Below are 22,820 nucleotides of genomic sequence, written 5' to 3'. Positions count from 1 at the left end.
GCCGGCCTGTACGGTGCGCGCCTCAATGCGGGGCGCGCATCAGCATGTCGATCTTCTGCAGCCGCGCGCGGACTTCGCGCTCCAGCGGCGCCAGCGTTTCCGGGCTGGCGCCGGCCTTGCTGGCGCGCGCGTAGTTTGCGATCGCCTCGTTCATGCCGCGCTGCTCTTCGGCCAGCGCACGCTTGACCAGCTCGCGCTCATCGCTGGCCGCCACGCTCGGAATCGCCGCTTGCGCGGCGCCCGCAACGGCGGCCTGCGCCAGGTCCGGCGCGTTACCGCGTCCGGACGGCGCCGACGCCTGCGGCGCGGACGCCGGCACGGCGCTGCCTGCGGCCGGCTGCGCTCGCCGCGTGGTGATGATCTGCACGCCTTCGGAGCGCGACACCTCCATCGCCGCCAGCGCCTGCTGCGGCACGAACCCGAGGTTACACAACAACAGCAACGCCAAACAACCCCGCTTCGGCAATTTTGTCGACCTTGTCGATTCTGGCATCGGTGTCTTCGGGCTTATCCCGGCAAATTTTCACAAATACTTACAAAAATGGCGGCTGCGGATCCGTCAGTTGCCGCGATACGGCGATTGCATCCGCACGATCGCCTCGGACTCGAGCGGGATGCGCCATTCCGACGCCAGCGTGGCCCGTCCGGTGCAGAAATTGGGCGTGGTCGGGACCTCCATGCCACCGTACGAACCGGTTGCAACGAAATTGCGGATACCGTTGACCAGCGAGTAGATGGTGCGGTCGGCAAATGGCACGAACATTTCATAGCAGTACGTGACCCGGATCTTCAGCAGGTTGGCGTCCTGGATATTGAGGCCCGAGGACGGCCCCGCGCTGGTGGCGCGGTACATCAGGCTGTCGTTGGGGATCTCCCGCGTGGTCTTGCCGGCGTAATAGCCGCTTCGTCCGAAATCCTGCAGCGCCGCCGGCGTCGGGTTCAGCACGTCGATCTTGGCCTGGGTGCGGGCTTCGAACTGGGCCTTGGCATAGCCGGTGGCATGCGCGGTACGGTCGGCGGAGCGCACGAACAGCGGCGTCAGCCCCAGTGCCAGCCCCTTGCGCATGCTCGCCAGCCGCCCGTGGTCGACGGCGCCTTCCCGCGCGGCTTGCAAGGCGGCGTGGTCGAGCGTGGCCTTGGCCTGGTACAGCAGCCCGAACTGGATCACGCCCAGGCACAGCAACAGCAGCGCCGGCGCGATGATCAGGAATTCCACCGCGGACTGTCCCCGTGCCCCGCGCCGCGCCGCATGCATCGGCTTGTGGATCATGGTCCCTCCTCCCGCATCTCCAGGGTCTGGCCCGGCGCAATCCCCAGCGCCGCCGCGCGCCCCGCGCCAAGCTCGAGCGTGTGGCGCGCGCGCCAGTGGGCGCGCACACGCTGGCGCCCGACCCATGGGTGCACCGCCAGCACGCGCTGCCGCTTGTCGAGAAAGACCACGTCGATCGACATGCGCATGCCAAAGGTGTGTACCGCGCCACACGGGGACAGCAACAGGGCCTCATCCGGCGCCACGGATTCGCGGCCGAGCAGTCCCGCCATGCGCTCGCGCGCGGTGGCGGCCACCGAGACGCGCACGCCGGTGTCGAGCGTTCCGTGGCTGGCCCGCAGGTAGAGGCGCGCCTGCCTCACAGCAGCCCTTCCTGCATGAACTTCATCACGATCGGGAAGCCGAGCACGATGAAGGTGACCGGGAAGATGAACACCACCAGCGGAAAGATCAGCTTGACCGGCGCTTCCATGGCCTGCTTCTCGGCGCGCTGGAAGCGCTCGGTGCGCCGCTGCTCCGACTGGAAGCGCAGCGTGGCGGCCAGCCCCGAGCCCATGCGTTCCGCCTGGATCACGGCACCGACGAAATTGGTGACCTCCTTCACGCGCAGGCGGTCATCCATGCGGCGCAGCGCATCGGCGCGGCTCAGGCCGGACTTCAGGTCGCGCAGCACGTGCTCGAACTCGCGCCGCAGCGGGCCCTCCGGCCCCTTCTCAACCGCCTGCAGCAGGGCGCCGTTGATGTTCAGGCCCGCCTCCACGCTCAGTGTCAGGAAATCCAGAAACACCGGCAGGTGGCGCGTGATCTGCAGCAGGTTGCGCTTGCGCACGTCGCGCAGCCAGATGCGTGGATAGAAGAAGCCCAGCGCACCGGCGGCAAGCAGCAGCAGCGGCGAGAACGCGCCCAGCCCCAGCATGGCAATGCCCGCCAGCAGGCAGAACGCCAGCGCCGAAACGATCGACAGTGACAGAAACTGGCGCGCCGTCATCAGGAACGACATGCCCGTCAGGCGCAGCTGCTCGTCCACCGCGGCGCGCAGCGACTTCGGCGTGATCCAGACGAAATGGTGGTCGAAGAAGCGCACCACCGGCCAGACCGCGCGCAGCGACGGCGGCAGCGGGTCGAGATAGTCGCGCGCCTCGTCGGGCACGGCCACGGTGAGGCGGCGCATGGCCATGGTGGTGGCGGCCAGCACGCCGACCAGGCCGGCGGCAAGGGCGAAGGCAACAACGAGCATCATGGTCGGCCCCGGTCAGACATCGATATGGGTGATCTTGCTGATCGCCTTGTAGCCAAGCAGCTCCATCACCGCGATCACGGACAGCGTGCCCCAGCCGATCGGCGAATTGAACAGCGGCGCCATCGCCACCGGCTCCATGTGGTTCAGCACCACGATCAGGAACAGCGGCAAGCCCGTCATCACCAGGCCCTGCATCTTGCCCTGCGCGGTCAGCGCGCGGATCTTGCCTTCCATCTGGTGCTTCTCGCGCAGCGTGCGCGCCACCGACTCCAGCGTCTCGGCCAGGTTGCCGCCCACCTCGCGCGAGATCGTGATGGCTGCGGTCACCATCAGGAAGTCGGGCACCGGGATGCGCTTTTCCATATTGCGCAGCGCGTCCATCAGGTCCACGCCAAGCCGGACTTCGCGCATCAGCAGGTCGAACTCCTGCGAGATCGGCGGCCGCGACTCGGCCACCACGCTTTCCAGCGCCATCGGGAAGCTGGCGCCGGCGCGCAGCGCGCTCGACATCATCAGCAGCGCATCGGGCATCTGGTCTTCGACGGCCATCAGGCGCTTGCGCTGCATCTTCTTCACCAGCGCGCGCGGCAGCAGCAGGCTCACCGGAATGCTGAGCACCGCGAAGAACACGTTCTGCGAAACCAGCCAGGTCAGCAGCGGCAGCGCGAAAACCGCCACCACCGAGATGCCGGCCACCTGCCGCATATTGATGAAGATAAAGAGATCGGCCAGCGAGGCCTCGACCTCGGTCGCCAGCGTCTGCGTGTGCCGCACGAACCAGCGCTTGCCCTGCGACAGCACGGCCCACGCAATCAGCACGGTCATCAGGAAGGCGCCGCACAGCACCAGGGCAAGGTTCATATCGCCTCCTTACTCGTCGCGGGCGGTGAAGATGCCCGTATTGACCTGGATGCCGCGGCGGATCAGGTCCTGGTAGAAATCCGGGATGTACGAGGTGGCGACATAGCGCCCCTTGACCTTGCCGTCGGCACCGTAGCCTTCCTCGCGGAACATGAACACGTCCTGCAGCTGCACCACGCCCGTTTCCATGCCGCTGACCTCGGTGATATGCGTCACGCGCCGCGAGCCGCAGGAAAAGCGGGTCTGCTGCACGATCACGTCGACCGCCGAGCAGACCTGCTCGCGAATGGCCTGCACCGGCAGGTCCAGGCCCGCCATCAGCGTCATCACTTCAAGACGCGACAGGCAGTCCCGCGGCGAGTTGGCGTGGGCCGTGGTCAGCGAGCCGTCATGGCCGGTGTTCATGGCCTGCAGCATGTCCAGCGCTTCCCCGCCCCGGCATTCGCCGACGACGATGCGGTCCGGGCGCATGCGCAGGCAGTTCTTGACCAGGTCGCGGATTGTCACCGCGCCCTTGCCTTCCATATTGGGGGGCCGCGCCTCCAGCGACACCAGGTTGGGCTGCGACAGCTGCAGCTCGGCCGCATCCTCGACCGTGACGATGCGTTCGTCGTCCGGGATAAAGCTCGACAGCACGTTCAGCAGCGTGGTCTTGCCCGAGCCCGTGCCGCCGGAGATCACGATATTCGCGCGCCGCTCCACGGCGGTGCGCAGGAACTCCAGCATCTCGGGCGACAGCGAGCCGAAGGCGACCAGGTCTTCGCCCCTGAGCTTCTTGCGCGAGAACTTCCGGATGGTGATGTTCGGTCCCTTGAGGGCGAGCGGCGGGATCACCGCGTTCACGCGCGAGCCATCGGGCAGGCGCGCATCGACCATCGGCGAGCTTTCATCGATGCGCCGGCCCAGCGGCGCGACGATGCGCTCGATGGCGCCCAGCACGGCGCGGTCGTCGGTAAAGATCACTGGTGAACGCGTCAGCCTGCCGGCGCGCTCGACAAAGATCTCGTCATGGCAGTTGACCATGATTTCCGAGACTGCGTCATCGTCCAGCAGCTCTTCGAGCGGACCCAGCCCGATCACTTCGTCGAAGACGCTCTGCTTGAGCGCGTCCAGCGGGATCTCCTGGCTGCGGAACACGCTCTCCTTCAGGATGTCATCCAGCAGCGAGCCCACCAGTTCGCGCAGTTCGTCCTCGTCCATGCGCGCGACATTCACGCGGCGCAGGTCGAGTGCCGCGATCAGGCGCTGGTGCGCCTGCTTGCGCAGTTCCACGCCGCGCAGCGAGTTGATGGGCGCGCGCAATGCCTCGTCGGCCGGCGGCACCAGCGCAGGTCTGGCGGCCACCGGCGCTGGTATCGGCGCAGGCGCCGGCGGCCTGGGTGCGGGCACGGCGTCGCGCAGCACCGGCACGCTTGCCTGGGGCGATGGCGCCAGGGTCACCGCCTCCCGTGGCGGCGACGGAGGCGGCACAGGCATGGGCACCGACACCGCCGCCTGAGGCGCCGGAGCATCCTGCTGCGGTTGAGTGTGGTTCTGCTGCGGCGGCGATGGCTGCGCCGCCGCGCCCGTTCCCGCACGCCCCGGCTCGGCTACGACCGACAGCACGAACCCGCCGATCTCGATCTGGTCGGCCGCCGCCAGCGGGCCATAGCGCGTGATCGGGTTGCCGTTGATCAGCGTCGAGGCAATGCCGCCCTGATCCTCGATATACCAGCCGCCGTTGTGTCCTTCGATGCGGGCGTGGACCTTGCCGATCAGCAGGCCCTTGAGGACGATGTCGCAGCCGGGATCCTTGCCGATGGTGCAGCCAGGCCCCTTGACATGGATCACCTCGGCGCTGCCATTGCGCTGCTGCAGGCGGATATTGAGCATGGCTGGGTCAGCCCCCGTTCATCGGGTCGACGCCGGGCGGCGGCAGCGGCGGCCGCTTCTGCTCCATCACTTCCTGCTCGCGCACGGCATTCGCCGCAGGCAGCGGGCTCGGCTCGCCGAAGCGGTGGCGGTAGTTGGCATCGACATCCGCACCACGCTGCAGCAGCGCGGCGTTTTCCGGGCTGGCCGGGTCATAGACCACGGGGGTGACAAAGATGACCAGGTCGCTCTTGTTGTTGCGGAATTCGTCGGAACGGAACAATCGCCCGAGGATGGGGATGCTGCCCAGCAGCGGCACCTTGTCGACGGCCTTGGATGCATCGGCATTGACCAGCCCCGAGATCGCCAGCGTTTCGCCCGCGCGGATCGAAGTCTCGGAGGTGGTGCGGCGCGTCAGGAAGGCCGGGAAGCCGCCGAACGACACCGACGGATCGATCTGGCTGATCTCGGTTTCCAGCGTGGTGGAGATGACGTTGTCGACGTTCACCGCCGGGCGGATGTTGAGCTTGATGCCGTACGGCTTGTAGTCCACGTCGGTGGTGCCGAACGCGCCGGCCTTGGGAATCGGCACTTCGCCGCCGGCCAGGAAGGTGGCCAGCCCGCCGCTCTTGCTGTTGAGCTCCGGCGCGGCGAGCACGTAGGCATCGCCGTCGGAGATGGCCAGGTTGATGCGCGAGAAGATGGTCGTGGCAATGCCGAGATAGAAACCGCTGGCGGCGCCGGCCACCTGGCTCGGGGTATCGGTGAAGGTGGCCGCATCGGTGGACGGCAGCGTCCGATAGCGCCCGGTGTGCACAGGATTGCCCGCGAACGCAATCTGCGGCCCGTTGAAGCTCTGCTGCCAGGCGATGCCCAGCTTCTCCATGCCGCGCCGGGTGATCTCCATGATGTGCACCTTGAAGTGCACGGTCTTCTTCAGGGCATCGCCCTCGTCGGCGCGCACCAGGTTGACCACGCTGTCCAGGCCCGAGGTGGCGGTCTTGATCAGCGGCACCATCTGCGGATCGACGATGCCCGACAGCACCACGCTGGGACCCACCACCTCGACCTTCAGGCCGCGCACGCTGCCCAGCGACGCCCGCAGGCGCTGGGCCACGTCGGCGGTATCGGCCGGCGCCACGCGCAGCTTGCCCTGCAGCGCCACGCCGCGCTCGTTCCAGACAATCAGGCCGGTGGTGCCGATTTCCTCGGCCAGCAGCAGCAGGCGGCCGTCGACCACCGTGCTGCTGACCAGCGCGCCGTTGCCGATGGCCACGCGCTTGATGGTGCCCGGCACCTCGAGCGCGCGCACCTCGCCCTTGAACAGCTCGATCGCGCCAAAGCGCGCCGGCACCTCGTACGACGGCGGCTGCGCGCCAGTGCGGGCCGCGGTGGTCACGAGCTCGGCGGCCCAGGCCCCCGAGGCCAACGCGGCTGCCACCAGTGCAGCCATCCCCTCGCGCGCCGCGCGGCACGCCCCCTTACCCGTTTTCCCGTCCGGTGCTCTGTGTACCGTGACCGCCTGCAGGCACGCGGCGTTGCCGCCGGGCTGCGCGAAAGACCCATCCATTGCGTGTTCCGTCAGTTGGTGTTCTGGATAATTTGATGTCGTGCTGCGGCCACGCTCAACGCGAGGCCGGCCGGCCCGCCATGGCGTTGGCGGCGTTGGCAACCGCGCCCTGCTGGGCCTGGGCGATGCCGCCCGCGGAGCCGCCCATGGAGCCCCCATTGGCCAGCGCCGAAGAAATGGCGTTGCCGATGTCCTGCGCGGTGGGCAGCTTGGAGATCATGTTGGCGCCCGCGGAACGGCCACCGACGATGTATTCGATGGCCGCTTCGTCGCCACCGGCAAAGAGCGCGTGCTCGCTGACCGCGATCTGCGGGGTCGCGGTCTTGTCGGCCGCATTGCGCAGCACCGCGCGCAGGCTGCCGACCTTCTGCGCCAGCGCCAGCCGCGCCGCCTGTTCGGGCGACACCATCAGCGTGAGGCTGTCGTAGTCAGGGTTGGTCTCCATGCCTTCCCCGCCCTCCGCGGCCTGCGCCGCCATGGCTTCGCCATAGTCGCGCGGGCGCACGTCCTGGCCGGTGGCCAGCACCAGCATGTCCGACATCAGCAGGCGCGCGGTCTGCTTGTCGGTGCCAGCCGCGGTGGGCGAGGTAGAGCTGATCAGGAACAGGTCGACATGGTTGCCCGGCTTGAGCATCTTGGCCGTCGAGTTGACCATGTCGACCTCGATGGTGAAGGCGCGCTTGCCGGGCTTGAGCAGGTCGGAGAAATCGCGCGACTGCAGCGCTTCCACGTCCGCGCGCCGCACCGGCTGGCCCTGCCGCACCTGGCGCACCAGGCGCAGGTTCGCCACCTTGTCGAAGCTGCTCGCCAGGATCATGTCTTCGTAGACCAGGTCGGCCGGAATCTCCCGCGCCGCGAAGCCATTGCCGTCGATCATCGTGCCCGGCGCGGCGTTGCGCACCGGCACCATGACGGCCACGCGGCGGCCCTCGTTCAGCTGCGCGGCCAACTGCTCTTTCAGCACCGCTTCGCGCCCGCTCAGGAAGCGGTAGATCCACAGTGTCAGCAGGCCGGCGACCAGCACGGCGATGACAAGGACGACCCAGGGATTCCCGATGATTGAACGAATCTTGATTTTCTTCAGCATGAATGTGCTTGCAGTGGCCAGACGCCGCCCGGTGGCAATGCGTCAGGGAAGTGACAGGGAAAAGCTGTACGCCTGAAAGAAGGACCTGAACGCCGCGGCCAGCATGCTAAGAACTATTCTCGGAACCGGCACATTGCCAGCAATGGGGTGCTATTGAGTGTTGATTTACGGATGACAAGCCGCGCCACGGGCGGCAGGCCGCATGCGGCCTGCCTGCTGGACTTCAAGGCGAACCGGGGCAGTCATACCGCCCCTGCCAGCTGCCCGCGGCATAAAATAAAGAAGCAAAAAAATGGCAGAACTGGATATAAAGAACGCAGTGGAAATACTCGGGGCGTTAGCGCAGGAAAATCGGCTCAGGATATTTTTGCTGCTCGCCGATTCGGGACCGGCAGGAATACCGGCGGGTATTATCTCCGCGTCCTCCGATTTAACCCCATCCTCCGTAACATTCCATTTGAAGGAACTGGTCAGGACGGGATTGGTTAAAAGCCGGCAGCAAGGCCGGTTTATGATTTACTCCGCCACCTCCGAAGGCATTTCCTCAGTCCTCGCATTTCTCGGCGGGAAATGCGCTTCCTTGCAGTAAGGGCAACGTCCCGGCGGCGCGGCGCCGGGCGTACCGCTCCACCGCGTCACCGCATCCAACCCGGCACGTCAGCCCGCCATCCGCCTCTGCCAAATTTGCGCGTTACGAGCTCATGACACAAATCGTGTCAATTATGTTGTTTCGGGATCATTGCAGAGTTCGGAAATCAGCCTTGGCCCATGTGCAACACACGGCCGCTGACGGGAAATGCAATCGATTACTGCTTTTTGCCACCTTTTTGGCCGAAGCCCAGCGGCCGGAGGGCTGGTGGAACGCAATCATTCCGGAATGGGCAGCAATCAAGCATTTTTAATATTTTTACCATTTAATCCGGCGCCGGCTCCCAATCTCGCTCAAGCCCGCCTGTGCTGGCGGCGCCGACGACCCCGCCGCACCACGCCCGAGCCGGTGAGGTCCACGTCACTCAGGGGCCCTTCAGAACTTTTCGGTAAACTGTCGCCATTCCGGGACGCGCCGCGTCCCGCAGCCTGTGCAGTCCCCCTCATGTCAAATACCCACGAAATTCGCCCCGGCCAGTCCATCGAACTGCTCAAGGAACTCCATATCCTGACGCGCGACGGCAAGATGAACCAGGACAGCCGGCGCAAGCTCAAGCAGGTCTACCACCTGTTTCAGTTCATCGAACCGCTGCTGCAAGAGGTCAAGGCCGAGCACGGCCGCGTCACGCTGGTGGACCACGGTGCCGGCAAGTCGTACCTGGGCTTTATCCTGTACGACCTGTTCTTCAAGGCGCTGCAGGACGATTCGCACATCTTCGGCATCGAAACCCGTGAAGAACTGGTGAAGACCTCGCAGGCGCTGGCCGCGCGGCTGGGTTTTCCGGGGATGTCGTTCCTGAACCTGTCGGTGGCGGATTCGATCACGTCGCCGCAGCTGCCGCCCACCGTCGACGTCGTCACCGCGCTGCATGCGTGCAATACCGCGACCGACGACGCGATCCGCTTTGCGCTGGCCAAGCAGGCCCGCCATATCGTGCTGGTGCCCTGCTGCCAGGCCGAGGTGGCCAGCGTGCTGCGCAAGCACAAGGGCAAGCTGCTGGCGGGCAATCCGCTGACGGAGATCTGGCGCCATCCGCTGCACACGCGCGAGTTCGGCAGCCAGGTGACCAATGTGCTGCGTTGCCTGCAGCTGGAGGCGCACGGCTACCAGGTCAGCGTGACCGAACTGGTGGGCTGGGAACACTCGATGAAGAACGAGCTGATCATCGCGCAGTACAAGGACCTGCCGCGCCGCCGCCCGGCCGAGCGGCTGGAAGAGGTGCTGGAAAGGCTGGGGCTGGAAGAGATGCGCGAACGCTTCTTTACCGCGCCGGTGCCGGCTGCGTAATCAGCCTTTCTCGGGCTCGTCCTCGCCCGCCATCCAGCGCCGCCAGCCCTCGTGGCCCAGACGGCGCATGGTGGCCTGGTTGCGCTCGTAGATGTCGGCCGCATCCGGAAACGCCGCCGCCGCGCGGGCGATGGAATCCTCGCGCAGCAGGTGCAGGATCGGATACGGCGCGCGGTTGGTGTAGTTCTCGATATCGTCCGGCTCGGTCCCGGCAAACTGGTACTGCGGATGGAAGCTGGCGATCTGCAGCGTGCCTTCCAGCCCGAGGCTGCCGAGCAGGCGCTCGGCGAAGTACAGCAGGTCGTTGAAGTCGAGGAAGTCCGCCACCGTATCGGGCAGGATCAGCAGCGTGGTGTCGATCTGATCGGGGTCGGCGTCTGCCAGCAGGCGCAGTTCGCGCTCCAGCTCGTCCATCACGTCCGGCGCCTCGGTGACGGTGCTGACCACGTAGCGCACCTGCTCCTTCACATACACGCTCTTGGCGAACGGGCACAGGTTGAGCCCGATCACGGCGCGCTCCAGCCAGTGGCGGGTGGCGGCGATGACGGAGTCTGCGGAGTGAGTGGCGGAGGTCATGATGGCAAGGCGCGGCAAACCGTCATTCTAGCGCTGCCGCAGGCTCTATAATCCGCGGCGGAAACACCCCGCCCCCTGCCGAGCCTCCTGATGCCCTCTTCCGCCACTTCCTCCCCTTCTCAAGCCAGCCTAGACGTTGCCGTCATCGGCGGCGGTCCGGCCGGGCTGATGGCGGCCGAAGTGCTGGCGGCGCAGGGGGCCAGCGTGGCCGTCTACGACGCCATGCCGTCGGTCGGGCGCAAGTTCCTGATGGCCGGCAAGGGCGGCATGAACCTGACCCATGCGGAGCCGGAGCCGGCCTTCCTGGGTCGCTATGGCGCCCGCACGGCGCAGATTGCACCAATGCTGGCGGGCTTCGGCCCGCAGGCCCTGCGCGACTGGGTGCACGGGCTTGGCATCGAAACCTTCATCGGCAGTTCCGGCCGCGTCTTCCCGACCGACATGAAGGCCGCGCCGATGCTGCGCGCGTGGCTGCACCGCCTGCGCGAGTCCGGCGTGCAGTTCCATATGCGTCACCGCTGGCTGGGTTGGGACGAGGGCGTGCCGCATGCGCTGCGCTTTGCCACGCCGCACGGTGAAACGGTCGTGCAGGCACGCGCAGTGGTGCTGGCGCTGGGCGGCGCCAGCTGGGCAAGACTGGGATCGGATGGCACATGGGTGCCGCGGCTGGCCGAGCGCGGCGTCGAGATTGCGCCGCTGCGGCCCGCCAACTGCGGCTTCGATGTAGCGTGGAGCGAGGCATTTGCCGAGCGCTTTGCCGGTGAGCCGGTCAAGCCCGTCGCCATCGCCCTGGCCGACCGCGATGAACACGCGCACTATCGCCAGGGCGAGTTCGTCATCAGCGCAACCGGCATCGAAGGCAGCCTGGTCTACGCGCTGTCCGCACCAATCCGCGACCGCATCGAAGCCGATGGCGACGCCACCATCCACCTGGACCTGCTGCCGGCGCACAGCGCCGAGCACGTCAGCGCGCAGGTAAGACATCCGCGCGGCGCGCGCTCGCTGTCGAGCCACCTGCAAAGCCGGCTCGGCCTCACCGGCGTCAAGGCCGGGCTGCTGCGTGAATGCCTGTCGAAGGAAGCGATGCACGACGCCGACACGCTGGCCGCATCGATCAAGGCGCTGCCGCTGCGCCTGCTGCGCCCGCGGCCCATCGACGAAGTGATCAGCAGCGCTGGCGGCGTGCGCTTCGAAGCGATGGATGAAGGGTTGATGCTGCGCGCGCTGCCGGGCGTGTTCTGCGCGGGCGAGATGCTGGACTGGGAAGCGCCCACCGGCGGCTACCTGCTGACGGCGTGCTTTGCCAGCGGGCGCACCGCGGCGCTTGGGGCCGCGGCTTACCTGCAGCAGGCTTAGGCGGCCTTGCCGCCGACGATGCTGAGCGCCACGGCCTCGGCCACTTCAATGCCGTCGATCGCCGCGGAGTAGATGCCGCCGGCATAGCCCGCGCCTTCGCCCGCCGGGTACAGGCCCTTCACATTGATGCTCTGGTAGTCATCGTTGTTGCGGCGGATGCGCAGCGGCGACGAGGTGCGCGTCTCCACCCCGGTCAGCACGGCATCATGCAGGGCAAAGCCAGGCAGCTTCTTGTCGATCTCGGGAATGCCCTCGCGGATCGCCGCGATCACGTAGTCAGGCAGCGACGTGCTCAGGTCGGTCGGTGTCACGCCGGGCTTGTACGAGGGCTCGACCGAACCCAGCGCGGTCGATGCCCGGCCCGCGATGAAATCGCCCACCAGCTGGCCCGGCGCGCAGTAGTTGCTGCCGCCCAGCTCGAACGCGCGCGCTTCCCACTTGCGCTGGAATTCGATGCCGGCGAGCGGGCCGCCGGGGTAGTCCTCGGGCGTGATGCCGACCACGATGCCGGCATTGGCGTTGCGCTCGGCACGCTTGTACTGGCTCATGCCATTGGTCACCACGCGGCCCGGCTCGGAAGCAGCCGCCACCACCGTGCCGCCCGGGCACATGCAGAAGCTGTACACCGAACGCCCGTTGCTGCAGTGATGCACGACCTTGTAGTCGGCCGCGCCCAGCAGCTTGTTGCCGGCGAACTTGCCGAAGCGGCTGCGGTTGATCAGCCCCTGCGGATGCTCGATGCGGAAACCCAGCGAGAACGGCTTGGCCTCCATGAACACGCCACGCTCATGCAGCATCTCGAAGGTGTCGCGCGCGCTGTGGCCCACCGCCATGATGACGTGGTCGGCTTCCAGGTATTCGCCGGTGGACAGCTTCAGGCCGCGCACCTTGCCGCCGTCGATGTCGATATCGTCCACGCGCGTCTCGAAGCGGATCTCGCCACCCAGCTCGGTGATCTCGGCGCGCATCTTCTCGACCATGCTCACGAGCCGGAAGGTGCCGATATGCGGGCGTGCCTTGTACAGGATGTCTTCCGGCGCGCCGGCGCGCACGAACTCGTTGAGCACCTTGCGGCCATAGTGCTTCGGGTCCTTGATCTGGCTGTACAACTTGCCGTCCGAGAACGTGCCCGCACCGCCTTCGCCAAACTGCACGTTCGACTCCGGATTGAGCACGCTCTTGCGCCACAGGCCGAAGGTGTCCCTGGTGCGCTCGCGCACTGCCTTGCCGCGCTCCAGGATAATGGGGCGGAAGCCCGACTGCGCCAGGATCAGCCCGGCCAGCAGGCCGCACGGGCCCATGCCGATCACCACCGGGCGCGGATGCGCGCTGCCCGCCTCGGCGCGCGCTACGAAGTGGTACGCCATGTCGGGCGTCACGCTCCAGTGCGGCTTGCCGGCCATGCGCTGGATGGCGGCGGCCTCATCCCGCACCTCGATATCGATGATGTAGGTCAGCTTGATATCCGAGCGCTTGCGCGCATCGTGGGCACGGCGGAACACGGTATAGCCGATCAGGCCGTCTCCCTTGACGCCGATCTGCGCGGCGCTGGTGCGCACGGCGGCGTCCAGGTCGCTTTCGGTATGGTCGAGCGGGAGTTTGACTTCACTTAGACGTAGCATGGGGAACCCGAGAACTGCGGCCGGGGGGTTGGGCACACCAATGTGCCAGGCCGGCCGGAGCGCAATTTTATAGTCTTTCGGGCGCGGAGTCGGGAATCGGGCGGGATACGGGCTGGCGAGCCGGGCCGGTGCGGCGCCAGGACAACGCCAGCCAGGCTTGCAGCCGGGGCAGCCACCCCGGCGGGGCCGTGACCGAGAGCGCGCCGGCACGGCTTGCCGACACCGCCAGCCAGCCGCGCGCGGGCACGATCCACGTGTCGCCCGCGCGCAGGCGCCGCCGCGGTACGTAGCAGGAATCGGCCAGCCATTGCGGCGGCCCGGCCACCTCCAGTTCCCCCACGCCGGCATGCAGCACGGTGCCCGCCGCCACGCGCATGCGCAGGCTCTGGCCGGCCGCCAGCGGCATCACGGTTGAAGTGTCGTTGAGATCGCTTTGCATGACAGGACTCCGGTAACAGGCACAGGACTCCAGCCTATCGACCGGCCAGCGCGTGCGGCAGGCACACCGGTGTACTGCCTGGACCGGAACAGCAACCAGGATTTCGGGCTGTTACGATACAGGGGCCCCGCTTCTGTATCTGTACCGATGCGGCCGACCACGCCACGATCCCCCCATGGACACCACCCCGCTCTACCGCCAGGTTGCCAGCCACTACCGCCGCGCCATTGAATCCGGCACGCTCGCCGCCGGCGACCGCATGCCGTCGGTGCGCGCGCTGATGGCGTTGCACAGCGTGAGCCTGTCCACCGCGCTGCAGGCATGCAGGCAGCTCGAGAGCGACGGCTTGCTGGAAGCGCGGCCGCGCTCGGGCTATTTCGTCGCGGCACCGCTGCGTTCGCCGCTGGTGGCGCTGGCCGAGCCGGCCGCGGCCTTGCCTGATCCGGCGCAGTATGTCGGCATCCACCAGCGCATTTCCGGCTTGCTGGCGCGTGGCCAGCACCAGCATGTGCATACCAACCTTGGCGGCGCCTATTGCGCGCCGTCACTGTATCCGACCGAGGCGCTGCGCAGCGCCGCGACCCGTGCGCTGCGCCGGCATCCGATGCTGTTCGGCGAAGCGGTCGAGCCCGAAGGCTACCAGCCGCTGCGCGCCGCGCTGGCGCGCCAGGCGTTGCGGGCGCGCGTGCAGCTCGCGCCGGAAGAAATCGTTATCACCAACGGCTGCACCGAGGCGCTCAACCTCGCGCTGCGCGCGGTGGCAGGCCCGGGCGACGTGATCGCGGTGGAGTCCCCGACCTACTACGGCCTGCTGCAGATTCTGGAAAGCCTGGGCATGCGCGCGCTGGAGATCCCGTGCAGCCCCCAGACCGGCATCTCGCTGGAGGCGCTGGAGCTGGCCGCGCAGCACTACGACAATATCCGCGCGGTGGCGGTGGTGCCCAACCTGCAGAACCCGCTCGGCTGCATCATGCCGGACGCACACAAGGCGCGGCTGGTGCAGTGGTGCGAAGCGCGCGGCATCGCGCTGATCGAGGACGACTGCTTCTCGGCCACCGCCGACAGCGATGCGCCGCCGGCCGCGGCCAAGGCCTGGGATGGCAGCGGCAACGTGATCCACTGCGCCTCGCTGCACAAGGTGCTGGCGCCCGGCATGCGCCTGGGCTGGATCGCCGCCGGCAAATGGCAGGCGCGGGTGGAGATGCTCAAGTTCGGCCTGTCGCGGCCCAACGAGATGCTGTCGCAGATGGCGGCCGCTGACTTCCTGGCTTCCGGCGCGCATGACCGCCACCTGCGCCGGCTGCGCACCCGGCTGCGCGCGCAGCGCGAATGGTTCGCGCAGGCCATCGCCGCCAGCTTTCCCGCCGGCACGCGGCTGGGCTCGCCGCGCGGCGGCATGCACCTGTGGGTAGAGCTGCCCGCTCAGGTATCGTCCGAAGCGGTATTCGACCAGGCGCTGCAGGCCGGCATCCGCGTGATGCCGGGCGTGATGTTCTCCAACGCCGGACGCTTCGACCACTGCCTGCGCGTCAACTGCGGCACGCCGCGCTCGGCGCAGATCGAGCGGGCGCTGGGCACGCTGGCCGCCATCGTGCAGCGGCTGGCAGGCTAGCCCTGGCGCCTGCCAGCAATATCCCTCCCCTTTTGCCGGCACCTCGCCTATCCTAAGAACCCATTTCATAATGAAGAAGGGGACGCGTTCAAGCCAGGCGCGGCGCAGGCTAGGCGCGGGCCGCCGGCCTTGGTCATTCCAAGGTCAAGGCCCGTAACGACGCATGCGCCGCGCCTGGCTTGAACGCGAAGGGAAGGCTGCTGCCGGGCCGCATGGCGTTGTTGCGGCCCGGCAGCAGCCTTCGCGCCCCTTCTTCATTATGAAATGGGTTCTAATGCGCTGGTGCGCAGGGGCTGCCCGGCTGGTCTCGGGGGGCGAAGACCGACCACGGGCGCCGTGCACCACGGGAAAAAGAAAAAGGAGAAAAGCCTTGAGCAGTGCATCCGCGGCACCGTCCGTCGGCAAGGGTGCCGGCACCTCTGCCGGCAACAACCTGGACGATTATCAAACCCTGTTCCAACTGGCACCCGTCTCGCTGTGGCTGGAAGACTTCAGCGCCGTGCGCGAGTATTTTGCGCAACTGCGCAAGGAAGGTGTCACCGACCTGCGCGCCCACCTGCGCGCGAACCCGCAGCAGGCGGCGCAGTGCTCGGCGCTGATCCGCGTGATCGACGTTAACCGGCGCACGCTGGAGCTGTTCCGCGCGGCCGATCTCGACGACCTGGTGGCCAACCTCGACACCGTCTTCCGCGACGACATGCTCGACCAGCACGTCGAGGAACTCGGCCAGCTGTGGGACGGCGGCAATCGCTTCGCCAGCCAGACCGTCAACTACACGCTGGATGGCGAGCGGCTCGATATCCAGCTGGAGGCCATGGTGATGCCGGGCCACGAAGGCAGCTGGGAGCGCGTGCTGCTGTCGATCAAGGACATCACCGCGCGCATGCGCACCGAGCGCGAACTGCGCCGCAGCGAGCAGTATGCGCTGGGACTGTTCGAGCATTCGCCGGTGTCGCTGTGGGTGGAGGACTTCAGCGCGGTCAAGGTGCTGCTCGATGAGGTCCGCGGTGCCGGCATTACCGACTTCCGCACCTTCCTCAACGTGCATCCGGACTTTGTCTCGCGCTGCATGCAGGAGATCCGCGTGCTCGATGTCAACCAGCAGACGCTGCAGATGTTCGGCGCGGACAGCAAGCAAGTCCTGCTGTCGCGGCTGGGCGATGTGTTCCGCGACGACATGCGCATCCATTTCTCCGAGCAGCTGATCGACCTCTGGCACGAGAAGCTGTGGCAGCAGCGCGAAGTCATCAACTACGCGCTCGATGGCCGCGCCGTGGACGTCTTCATGCAGTGGTCCGTGTTCCCCGGGCGGGAAGCGGACTGGGACCAGGTGCTGGTGTCGCTGACCGATATCACGGCACGCAAGAAGGCCGAGGCCTATGTCGAGTTCCTGGGCAAGCACGACGTGCTGACCAAGCTCTACAACCGTGCCTACTATGAAGACGAGCTGGCGCGGCTGGGCCGCAAGGGCCCGTGGCCGGTCAGCGTGGTGGCGGTGGACCTGAACGGCCTCAAGGTGGTCAACGACCAGTTCGGCCATGCCGACGGCGACGGGCTGCTGCGCCGCACCGGCGAGGTGTTGAAGAAGGCGGTGGGCGAGCAGGCCTGCGTGGCGCGCATCGGCGGCGACGAGTTCATGATCCTGCTGCCCGGGCGCGACGAGCGCGGCGCCGCCACGGTGGTCGAGCAGATCGGCAAGGTGGTGGAGCTGAACAACCAGTTCTACCCGGGAGCACGCCTGAGCCTTTCCATCGGCCAGGCTACCTGCCTGCAAAACGACCGGCTGAATGAGATCGTCAAGCTGGCCGACAGCCGCATGTATCAGGCCAAGCGCGACTACTACACCACGCTGGCCAGCGAACGCCGCCGCGATTGAAGCCTAGCGGCTCAGCCCGGCGTGCATTGGCCGCGCATCAGCGCCCACTCCTCGCATTGCTTGCCGGACGGGAAGGTGCAGATGCCGGACTGGCCGGCGGGTGTCGACACGATCTCCAGCTTGCCGCCGCGCTGCGTGCAGTTGACGGAGGCGGGGTTGGGCTTGCCGACGGCAGCGGCGCTGCTGGCGGCACGTTCTGCTGGTGTCGCGGTGCATGCGGCGGCGCCAAGGGCGGCGGCCAGCCACAGTGCGGAGCGGACGCGCATCGGGATCTCCGGAATCGGGTCGCTAAGCGGGATGTGAATGGCGGTCGCTGCCCGCCCAAGGCAAAGAGCCGGCTTGCGCCGGCTCTCTTGCTGCTTACAGGAAGACGATCAGCCCCACGCCCAGCACGATCAGGCCAAACTTGGTGACATAGTAAAGCTGGCGGTTCCAGGCCTTGAAGCGGCGGCGGTACTGGCCGCCCAGCCAGACAAAACGAAACAGCCGGTTGATCATGCCGGTCTGGTCATGCTCGTCATTGGGCGAACTGGCCGCGGTCATGACCTTGCGGCCCATCCAATGGTTGAACTTGGCCGCCCAGCCATAGCGCATCGGACGCTCGATATCGCAGAACAGGATCAGCCGGTTGGCGTCGCTGCGGTTCTCGGCCCAATGCAGGTAGGTTTCGTCGAACACCACGCCCTCGCCATCGCGCCAGCTGTGGCGCTCGCCGTCGACTTCGATAAAGCAGCGGTCGTCGTTCGGCGTGGCCAGGCCCAGGTGATAGCGCAACGAGCCGGCAAACGGGTCGCGGTGCGGATTGAGCTTGCCGCCCGGCGGCAGCTCGGCAAACATCGCCGCCTTGACCGTGGGCAGTTCGCGCAGCAGCGCCACGGTCTTGGGGCAGAACTGCTCGGCCGACGGGTGCTGGGCCTCGTACCACTTCAGGTAAAAGCGCTTCCAGCCGTATTTAAAGAAGGAGTTGAAGCCGGCGTCGTCGTTCTTGTCCGCAGCCTTGATCTTGCGCATCGCGGCCAGAGCCAGACCTTCGTCGCGGATCTCGGGCCACGCGGCGCGCAGCTTTTCCAGGTCGGGGAAATTGCCGACCGGGATGTAGGGCGTGCGGGGCACGCCGGAAAACGCGTACATGAAGCAGTTGATCGGCGCCACCAGGGCCGAATGGTCCAGCAGCTGGCGCCAGATGCGCAGGCGCACCTTGCCGCGGAAGTGCACATACAGGATGGCACCGAGGTAGCCCGCGACGATTATCCACTTGATCACCGAAATCCTCCCTGGTCAGCCGCCTCCGCCGCGTGTCAGTCACAGCGCGGACCGGCTGGGTGAAAACGCGTATTTTAGCGAAATGGCAGAGCCGCCGCAGCTTGAGACGATTGCGGCACATGGCCCGGGGTGCGGGCCGCGCAGTCAGGCTGGCGCGTTCAGGCCCCGCCGCGCGACAGGCGCGCGATGCGCTCGATCAGTGCCTGGGCGTCGTCGGGCAGGCCCTGCAGCGTCAGCAGGCGCGCGTTGAGCACCAGGTTTTCCAGCACCAGCTTGGCGGTCGAAGCCCACATCGTGGCCAGCAGCGCTTCCACCGGCAGGCCGGACGCCTCCATCTCGCTGGAGCGCTCGGCGATCAGCCGGCACGCCAGCCGGCGCAGCGCGGCGTCGTCGAACGGCAGGTCGGCGTAGTCGATGGGGTCTTCCTTCTCGACTTCCGTCATCAGTTGCAGCAGGGTGTCTTCTGTCATGGGCAGACTCCTGGCCAGGCAAGATGCGTGGACTACACGCGGAAATCAGCAGCCATGTCGGCATCGGTGCGCGCCTCGAGGCGCCCCGAGCGGCACGCGGCGACAAACTGATCGTAGTCGCGCTCGACCTGGTCGGCATAGCCATTGGCATAGCCTACCATCACGTCGGCCATGCGGTCGCTGCGGCCCAGGTAGCCGCTGACCTCGGCGGCCAGGCCGCTGGCCTTGGCGTGCGCCCGCGCCAGCACCCAGCCGCACAGCGAGGCATAGCGGCCGAGCAGGTCGCCATCCATCAGTTCGATCTGTGCCGACAGCTTCATGTCGCGCAGCTGCCGCATATAGAAGTGCCGCCCGAACGGCCCCTTGGTCCAGCCGAGGAACAAGTCGCTCGCGGCCTGCATCAGGCGCTGGCCCTCGACCACGCGGCGGCCCTCGTGCGCGCTCGGCGCGCTCTTGAAGTAACGCGCCACCACCGACCTGGTGGCCTCCTTGACCTGCAGGAACAGCGGCTTGTCATGCTGGTCCACCATCAGCTGCACCAGGCAGCGCGTGCCCACGCTGCCCACGCCGACCACCTTGAAGGCCACGTCATGGCGCGTGAAATGGCCGAGCAGCCGGCGCCGGTCGGGGGCCAGCGTGGACAGGTAGTCCTTGTAGGCCTGGTCCAGCGCCAGGTCCGCGTCGCTGGCGGCCAGCCAGTCGTCGCCCGGCCCGAACAGCGTCCGCTCTCCGCGCACGTGGAAGATGGCCGGCGGCGCATCGAGGATTGACCAGCGGTCGCCGATGCGCTCGGCCAGCTTGGGCAGCAGCGACTCGTGGGTGCGGTCGGCGGCGCGCTCCATGCCGCGCCGGATGCGTTTCTGGACTTCGGGCAAGGTTTCTTCTTCGAGCAGCCGCTCGAAGGTGATGCGGTCGTACCAGGTGTCGAGCATGCCCATGTCGGCATAGGCAAGCATGCGGCGCTGGTAGCTGCCCACCGCCTCGCGCACCACGGCTTCGGCCACACCGGCCTTGTGCCGCAGGTGGCGTGCCGCCACGACGAAGCTTGCGCACAGGCGCTTGAGGTCCCATTCCCACGGACCGGGGCTGGATTCGTCGAAATCGTTGAGGTCGAACAGCAGCGCGCGCTCGGGCGTGGCAAAGCCGCCGAAGTTGGCCAGGTGGCAGTCGCCGCAGATCTGCATATGCAGCCCGGAATCCGCGGTGCCGGCCAGGTCGTGCGCCTGGATGATGGCGCTGCCGCGGTAGAAGGCGAACGGCGACAGGATCATGCGGCCATAGCGCAGCGGCACCAGCCGCTCCACCCGGCCGTGGCTGCTGATTTCCAGCAGGTCGACGGGGTCGCGGTCGACGTTGCCGATGGCTTCATGCGCACCGCGCGGCACCCTCTGGCGTGCGGCTCTGCCGCGCTCGCGCCGGGCCTCGACCGTACCCTCGGCCCCGGCTTCCCCGCCCTGCTGACGTATCGCCACCATGCCCCCAATGCCGGCGCCGCCGGCGGTTGCCATTTGTGCAGCATCTGCAACAGAAGCTAATGCACTGCGCCGCGGCTTGTCAATCGGCAGGCCGCGGCAGGGTCAGGCTGGGGTCAGGCGAATGTGCGCCGTGGCTCAGAGCGCCGGCGGCTGGCGCCGGAAACCGACGCCAAAGCGGTTCCATGCATTGATGGCCGAGATCAGCAGCGTCAGGTCGGCCATTTCCTTTTCCGAGAATTGCTCGCGCAAGTCCTGGTAGTCCGCATCCGGCGCCTGGCTTTGCGGCAGCAGCGTCAGCGCCTCGGTCCATGCCAGCGCGGCGCGCTCGCGCGGGGTGAACCAGCTCACTTCACGCCAGGCCGGCAGCAGGTTCAGGCGGCGCTCGCTTTCGCCATGCTTGCGCGCATCGGTGACGTGCATGTCCAGGCAGAACGCGCAGCCGTTGATCTGCGAGGCGCGGATCTTCACCAGTTCCTTCAGCGTGGTCTCCAGTGAGCAGCGCGCCAGGTAGACCTCCAGGCCGATCATTGCCTTGTATGCGTCAGGGGCCGCGTCTTGCCAGTTCATCCGTTCTTCCATGATCGATCTCCGATTTGACAGGTTGGATTCGGCGGGCACTGGTGTCGCGCCCGTTGGGATGAAAGATAGACGCATCGATTGGCCCCGTACACTGCCAATTTCCTGCAGAATCAGTAGACCAATTTTTTGGATCGACGCGTACCCTCATGGAACTGCATCTCGCGCTGGACCAAGCCAGCGACCTGACCGCGCAGATCGTCCACCAGATCCGCGACGCGATCCAGGGCGGACGGCTCGAGGCCGGCGCGCGCATGCCGCCTACGCGCCTGCTTGGCACGCAGCTGGGCGTGGCGCGCAAGACGGTGACCACGGCGTATGAACGGCTGGTGGCCGAAGGCTGGCTGCACGCGCGCGTCGGCGACGGCACCTATGTGGCCGAGGGGCTGGCCCGCCCGGCCGTGCGCATGGCGGCGGCGGCGGTGCTGCCGCCCGCGGTGCAGCGCTGGATGGCGGTGCCGACGCCCTTCCTGGACTCCGCCGGCGGCGCGCGCTATGCGTTCCAGCCGGGGCAGGCCGATACCACGCGCTTTCCGCATGAAGCCTGGTCGCGCTGCGTGCGCGCGGCGCTGGCCGCCGAGCGCCAGCGTCCGCCCGGCGCCGCCGATCCGGCCGGCGAGATGGTGCTGCGCCAGGCCATTGCCCGCCATATCGCATTCACGCGCGGCGTGCAGAGCATGCCGACTGACATCCTGGTCACGGGCGGCGCGCAACAGGGCATCGACCTGCTGGCCCGGCTGGTGCTCGGGCCCGGCGCCGTGGTGGCGATGGAGGATCCCGGCTACCCGATGGCGCGTTCCTTGTTCCAGGGGCTGGGCGCACGGGTGGTGCCAGTGCCGGTCGATGGCGAAGGGATGGTGGTGGCGGCGCTGCCGAACGATGCCACGCTGGTTTATGTCACCCCGTCGCACCAGTCGCCGCTGGGCGTGCCGATGAGCCTGGCGCGGCGCCAGGCGCTGCTGGACTGGGCAGCACGCCGCCATGCGGTGATCCTGGAAGACGACTACGACAGCGAATTCCGCTACGGCGGCCAGGCGCTGGATGCGCTGCAGACGCTGGACCGGCATGGCCGCGTGGTCTACCTCGGCACATTCTCGAAGACGCTGGTGGCAAACCTGCGCGGCGGCTACCTGGTGGTGCCGCCCTGGCTGATGCCGGCCGCGCGCAAGGTCAAGCACCTGATGGACTGGTACACACCGACGCTGATCCAGCAGGCGCTGGCGCGCTTCCTGTCCGAGGGGCACCTGCTGCGCCATATCCGGCGCTCGCACGCGCGCCACGCCCAGCGCCGCGCCCGCCTGCTGGCGCGGCTGCAGGGCGACCTGTCGCCGTGGCTGGAGCCGCTGCCGGCGATGGCGGGCTTCCACCTGGCGGCGCGGCTGCGCGTGCCGGTGGCGTCCGAGGCGCTGGTCTCGATGGCGCGCCTGGCCGACCTGGAACTTGCCACGCTCGATCCCTGCTATGCCACGCCTCCCGCTACCTGCGCGGGGCTGCTGCTGGGCTTCGGCGCCATCGACCTGCTGGATATCGATCCTGCCCTGGACCGGCTGGCAATGGTACTCTCTGCACTGGTACCTGAGCCGCCGCATGCCACGTGATGCGGGCGGCACAGGAGCGATACCAGGTGACCATGCCGCGCGCATGCCATCCCAGCGAGATGGCGCCGCAGTCATGCTGGTATTTCGCAAACTGCCGTGAACAAATCGGAAGCGTGCGGGTCTCATTCGCACTTTCCACACA

Annotated in this window: 22 protein-coding genes; 6 read left to right on the top strand and 16 right to left on the bottom strand. The window is 67.4% G+C overall.

The annotated features are described in order from the left end of the window. Positions 1 to 22 precede the first annotated feature (22 nt). From RS901_RS11025 to cpaB, 8 genes are all read right to left on the bottom strand, one after another. On the bottom strand, positions 23 to 436 hold the full coding sequence (locus RS901_RS11025; RefSeq protein WP_316148817.1) for a hypothetical protein: 414 nt from the start codon (positions 434 to 436) through the stop codon (positions 23 to 25). A gap of 123 nt (positions 437 to 559) precedes the next feature. Further along, entirely contained in the window at positions 560 to 1,270 is a 711-nt protein-coding gene (locus RS901_RS11020; RefSeq protein ID WP_316148816.1) for a pilus assembly protein, read from the bottom strand. Then, complete coding sequence (locus RS901_RS11015; RefSeq protein ID WP_316148815.1) at positions 1,267 to 1,632, bottom strand: DUF192 domain-containing protein; 366 nt, start codon at positions 1,630 to 1,632, stop codon at positions 1,267 to 1,269. Before RS901_RS11015 ends, RS901_RS11020 begins: the two co-directional genes overlap by 4 nt. After that, positions 1,629 to 2,510, bottom strand: a complete 882-nt coding sequence (locus RS901_RS11010; RefSeq protein ID WP_316148814.1) for a type II secretion system F family protein — start codon at positions 2,508 to 2,510, stop codon at positions 1,629 to 1,631. Before RS901_RS11010 ends, RS901_RS11015 begins: the two co-directional genes overlap by 4 nt. A 12-nt stretch (positions 2,511 to 2,522) precedes the next feature. Further along, entirely contained in the window at positions 2,523 to 3,371 is an 849-nt protein-coding gene (locus RS901_RS11005) for a type II secretion system F family protein (RefSeq protein ID WP_316148813.1), read from the bottom strand. Between the two features lie 9 nt (positions 3,372 to 3,380). Further along, positions 3,381 to 5,243 carry an ATPase, T2SS/T4P/T4SS family gene (locus tag RS901_RS11000; protein ID WP_316148812.1) on the bottom strand — a complete coding sequence of 621 codons (1,863 nt, stop codon included), beginning with the start codon at positions 5,241 to 5,243 and terminating at the stop codon, positions 3,381 to 3,383. A gap of 7 nt (positions 5,244 to 5,250) precedes the next feature. Beyond that, positions 5,251 to 6,792, bottom strand: a complete 1,542-nt coding sequence (locus RS901_RS10995; protein WP_316148811.1) for a type II and III secretion system protein family protein — start codon at positions 6,790 to 6,792, stop codon at positions 5,251 to 5,253. A 55-nt stretch (positions 6,793 to 6,847) separates the two neighbouring features. After that, complete coding sequence (gene cpaB, locus RS901_RS10990) at positions 6,848 to 7,879, bottom strand: Flp pilus assembly protein CpaB (protein WP_316148810.1); 1,032 nt, start codon at positions 7,877 to 7,879, stop codon at positions 6,848 to 6,850. Between the two features lie 292 nt (positions 7,880 to 8,171). Here cpaB and RS901_RS10985 point away from each other — a divergent pair, with 292 nt between their 5' ends. Continuing rightward, on the top strand, positions 8,172 to 8,468 hold the full coding sequence (locus tag RS901_RS10985; protein ID WP_316148809.1) for a metalloregulator ArsR/SmtB family transcription factor: 297 nt from the start codon (positions 8,172 to 8,174) through the stop codon (positions 8,466 to 8,468). A gap of 504 nt (positions 8,469 to 8,972) precedes the next feature. Beyond that, positions 8,973 to 9,815 carry an SAM-dependent methyltransferase gene (locus RS901_RS10980; protein WP_316148808.1) on the top strand — a complete coding sequence of 281 codons (843 nt, stop codon included), beginning with the start codon at positions 8,973 to 8,975 and terminating at the stop codon, positions 9,813 to 9,815. On the opposite strand, the gene RS901_RS10975 is transcribed toward RS901_RS10980, so the two are convergent. Further along, positions 9,816 to 10,391 carry a DUF1415 domain-containing protein gene (locus tag RS901_RS10975; RefSeq protein WP_316148807.1) on the bottom strand — a complete coding sequence of 192 codons (576 nt, stop codon included), beginning with the start codon at positions 10,389 to 10,391 and terminating at the stop codon, positions 9,816 to 9,818. It abuts the gene before it with no gap. A gap of 90 nt (positions 10,392 to 10,481) precedes the next feature. On the opposite strand from RS901_RS10975, the gene RS901_RS10970 reads away from it, so the two are divergent. Then, on the top strand, positions 10,482 to 11,747 hold the full coding sequence (locus RS901_RS10970; RefSeq protein WP_316148806.1) for a TIGR03862 family flavoprotein: 1,266 nt from the start codon (positions 10,482 to 10,484) through the stop codon (positions 11,745 to 11,747). On the opposite strand, the gene RS901_RS10965 is transcribed toward RS901_RS10970, so the two are convergent. Beyond that, positions 11,744 to 13,369 (bottom strand): NAD(P)/FAD-dependent oxidoreductase, encoded by a 1,626-nt coding sequence (locus RS901_RS10965; protein WP_316148805.1) that lies wholly within the window; start codon positions 13,367 to 13,369, stop codon positions 11,744 to 11,746. The genes RS901_RS10970 and RS901_RS10965 overlap by 4 nt on opposite strands. 67 nt (positions 13,370 to 13,436) lie before the next feature. Then, complete coding sequence (locus RS901_RS10960; RefSeq protein WP_316148804.1) at positions 13,437 to 13,808, bottom strand: hypothetical protein; 372 nt, start codon at positions 13,806 to 13,808, stop codon at positions 13,437 to 13,439. 175 nt (positions 13,809 to 13,983) lie between these two features. On the opposite strand from RS901_RS10960, the gene RS901_RS10955 reads away from it, so the two are divergent. After that, positions 13,984 to 15,420, top strand: a complete 1,437-nt coding sequence (locus RS901_RS10955; RefSeq protein WP_316148803.1) for a PLP-dependent aminotransferase family protein — start codon at positions 13,984 to 13,986, stop codon at positions 15,418 to 15,420. 370 nt (positions 15,421 to 15,790) lie between these two features. Beyond that, positions 15,791 to 17,296 carry a sensor domain-containing diguanylate cyclase gene (locus RS901_RS10950; RefSeq protein WP_316148802.1) on the top strand — a complete coding sequence of 502 codons (1,506 nt, stop codon included), beginning with the start codon at positions 15,791 to 15,793 and terminating at the stop codon, positions 17,294 to 17,296. An 11-nt stretch (positions 17,297 to 17,307) separates the two neighbouring features. On the opposite strand, the gene RS901_RS10945 is transcribed toward RS901_RS10950, so the two are convergent. The 5 genes from RS901_RS10945 to RS901_RS10925 all read right to left on the bottom strand — a co-directional run bounded on the left by RS901_RS10945 (position 17,308) and on the right by RS901_RS10925 (position 21,083). Then, entirely contained in the window at positions 17,308 to 17,562 is a 255-nt protein-coding gene (locus RS901_RS10945; RefSeq protein ID WP_316148801.1) for a DUF333 domain-containing protein, read from the bottom strand. Positions 17,563 to 17,656: 94 nt separating this feature from the next. Then, positions 17,657 to 18,559 (bottom strand): lipid A hydroxylase LpxO, encoded by a 903-nt coding sequence (gene lpxO / locus RS901_RS10940; protein WP_316148800.1) that lies wholly within the window; start codon positions 18,557 to 18,559, stop codon positions 17,657 to 17,659. Between the two features lie 158 nt (positions 18,560 to 18,717). After that, on the bottom strand, positions 18,718 to 19,029 hold the full coding sequence (locus tag RS901_RS10935) for a hypothetical protein (protein WP_316148799.1): 312 nt from the start codon (positions 19,027 to 19,029) through the stop codon (positions 18,718 to 18,720). 32 nt (positions 19,030 to 19,061) lie between these two features. Continuing rightward, entirely contained in the window at positions 19,062 to 20,504 is a 1,443-nt protein-coding gene (locus RS901_RS10930) for a DUF2252 domain-containing protein (RefSeq protein ID WP_316153469.1), read from the bottom strand. A 135-nt stretch (positions 20,505 to 20,639) separates the two neighbouring features. After that, positions 20,640 to 21,083: a carboxymuconolactone decarboxylase family protein gene (locus tag RS901_RS10925; protein ID WP_316148798.1), complete on the bottom strand. Its 444-nt coding sequence runs from the start codon at positions 21,081 to 21,083 to the stop codon at positions 20,640 to 20,642. Between the two features lie 146 nt (positions 21,084 to 21,229). Between RS901_RS10925 and RS901_RS10920 the strand changes: the two genes are divergently transcribed. Next, positions 21,230 to 22,678 carry a PLP-dependent aminotransferase family protein gene (locus tag RS901_RS10920; RefSeq protein WP_316148797.1) on the top strand — a complete coding sequence of 483 codons (1,449 nt, stop codon included), beginning with the start codon at positions 21,230 to 21,232 and terminating at the stop codon, positions 22,676 to 22,678. Positions 22,679 to 22,820: the final 142 nt, after the last annotated feature.

Source organism: Cupriavidus sp. BIC8F, from assembly GCF_032465815.1.
Taxonomy (GTDB): Bacteria; Pseudomonadota; Gammaproteobacteria; order Burkholderiales; family Burkholderiaceae; genus Cupriavidus; species Cupriavidus necator.
The sequence above is the reverse complement of the archived record's forward strand: the minus strand, read 5'-3'. Positions and strand labels throughout refer to the sequence as shown.

What these genes read in the sequence shown, in the direction of transcription:
- RS901_RS11020 (WP_316148816.1), bottom strand. Translation starts at nt 1,270, where the DNA reads ATGATCCACAAGCCGATGCATGCGGCGCGGCGCGGGGCACGGGGACAG.
- RS901_RS11010 (WP_316148814.1), bottom strand. Translation starts at nt 2,510, where the DNA reads ATGATGCTCGTTGTTGCCTTCGCCCTTGCCGCCGGCCTGGTCGGCGTG.
- RS901_RS11005 (WP_316148813.1), bottom strand. Translation starts at nt 3,371, where the DNA reads ATGAACCTTGCCCTGGTGCTGTGCGGCGCCTTCCTGATGACCGTGCTG.
- RS901_RS11000 (WP_316148812.1), bottom strand. Translation starts at nt 5,243, where the DNA reads ATGCTCAATATCCGCCTGCAGCAGCGCAATGGCAGCGCCGAGGTGATC.
- RS901_RS10995 (WP_316148811.1), bottom strand. Translation starts at nt 6,792, where the DNA reads ATGGATGGGTCTTTCGCGCAGCCCGGCGGCAACGCCGCGTGCCTGCAG.
- cpaB (WP_316148810.1), bottom strand. Translation starts at nt 7,879, where the DNA reads ATGCTGAAGAAAATCAAGATTCGTTCAATCATCGGGAATCCCTGGGTC.
- RS901_RS10985 (WP_316148809.1), top strand. Translation starts at nt 8,172, where the DNA reads ATGGCAGAACTGGATATAAAGAACGCAGTGGAAATACTCGGGGCGTTA.
- RS901_RS10980 (WP_316148808.1), top strand. Translation starts at nt 8,973, where the DNA reads ATGTCAAATACCCACGAAATTCGCCCCGGCCAGTCCATCGAACTGCTC.
- RS901_RS10975 (WP_316148807.1), bottom strand. Translation starts at nt 10,391, where the DNA reads ATGACCTCCGCCACTCACTCCGCAGACTCCGTCATCGCCGCCACCCGC.
- RS901_RS10970 (WP_316148806.1), top strand. Translation starts at nt 10,482, where the DNA reads ATGCCCTCTTCCGCCACTTCCTCCCCTTCTCAAGCCAGCCTAGACGTT.
- RS901_RS10965 (WP_316148805.1), bottom strand. Translation starts at nt 13,369, where the DNA reads ATGCTACGTCTAAGTGAAGTCAAACTCCCGCTCGACCATACCGAAAGC.
- RS901_RS10960 (WP_316148804.1), bottom strand. Translation starts at nt 13,808, where the DNA reads ATGCAAAGCGATCTCAACGACACTTCAACCGTGATGCCGCTGGCGGCC.
- RS901_RS10955 (WP_316148803.1), top strand. Translation starts at nt 13,984, where the DNA reads ATGGACACCACCCCGCTCTACCGCCAGGTTGCCAGCCACTACCGCCGC.
- RS901_RS10945 (WP_316148801.1), bottom strand. Translation starts at nt 17,562, where the DNA reads ATGCGCGTCCGCTCCGCACTGTGGCTGGCCGCCGCCCTTGGCGCCGCC.
- RS901_RS10935 (WP_316148799.1), bottom strand. Translation starts at nt 19,029, where the DNA reads ATGACAGAAGACACCCTGCTGCAACTGATGACGGAAGTCGAGAAGGAA.
- RS901_RS10930 (WP_316153469.1), bottom strand. Translation starts at nt 20,504, where the DNA reads ATGGTGGCGATACGTCAGCAGGGCGGGGAAGCCGGGGCCGAGGGTACG.
- RS901_RS10925 (WP_316148798.1), bottom strand. Translation starts at nt 21,083, where the DNA reads ATGGAAGAACGGATGAACTGGCAAGACGCGGCCCCTGACGCATACAAG.
- RS901_RS10920 (WP_316148797.1), top strand. Translation starts at nt 21,230, where the DNA reads ATGGAACTGCATCTCGCGCTGGACCAAGCCAGCGACCTGACCGCGCAG.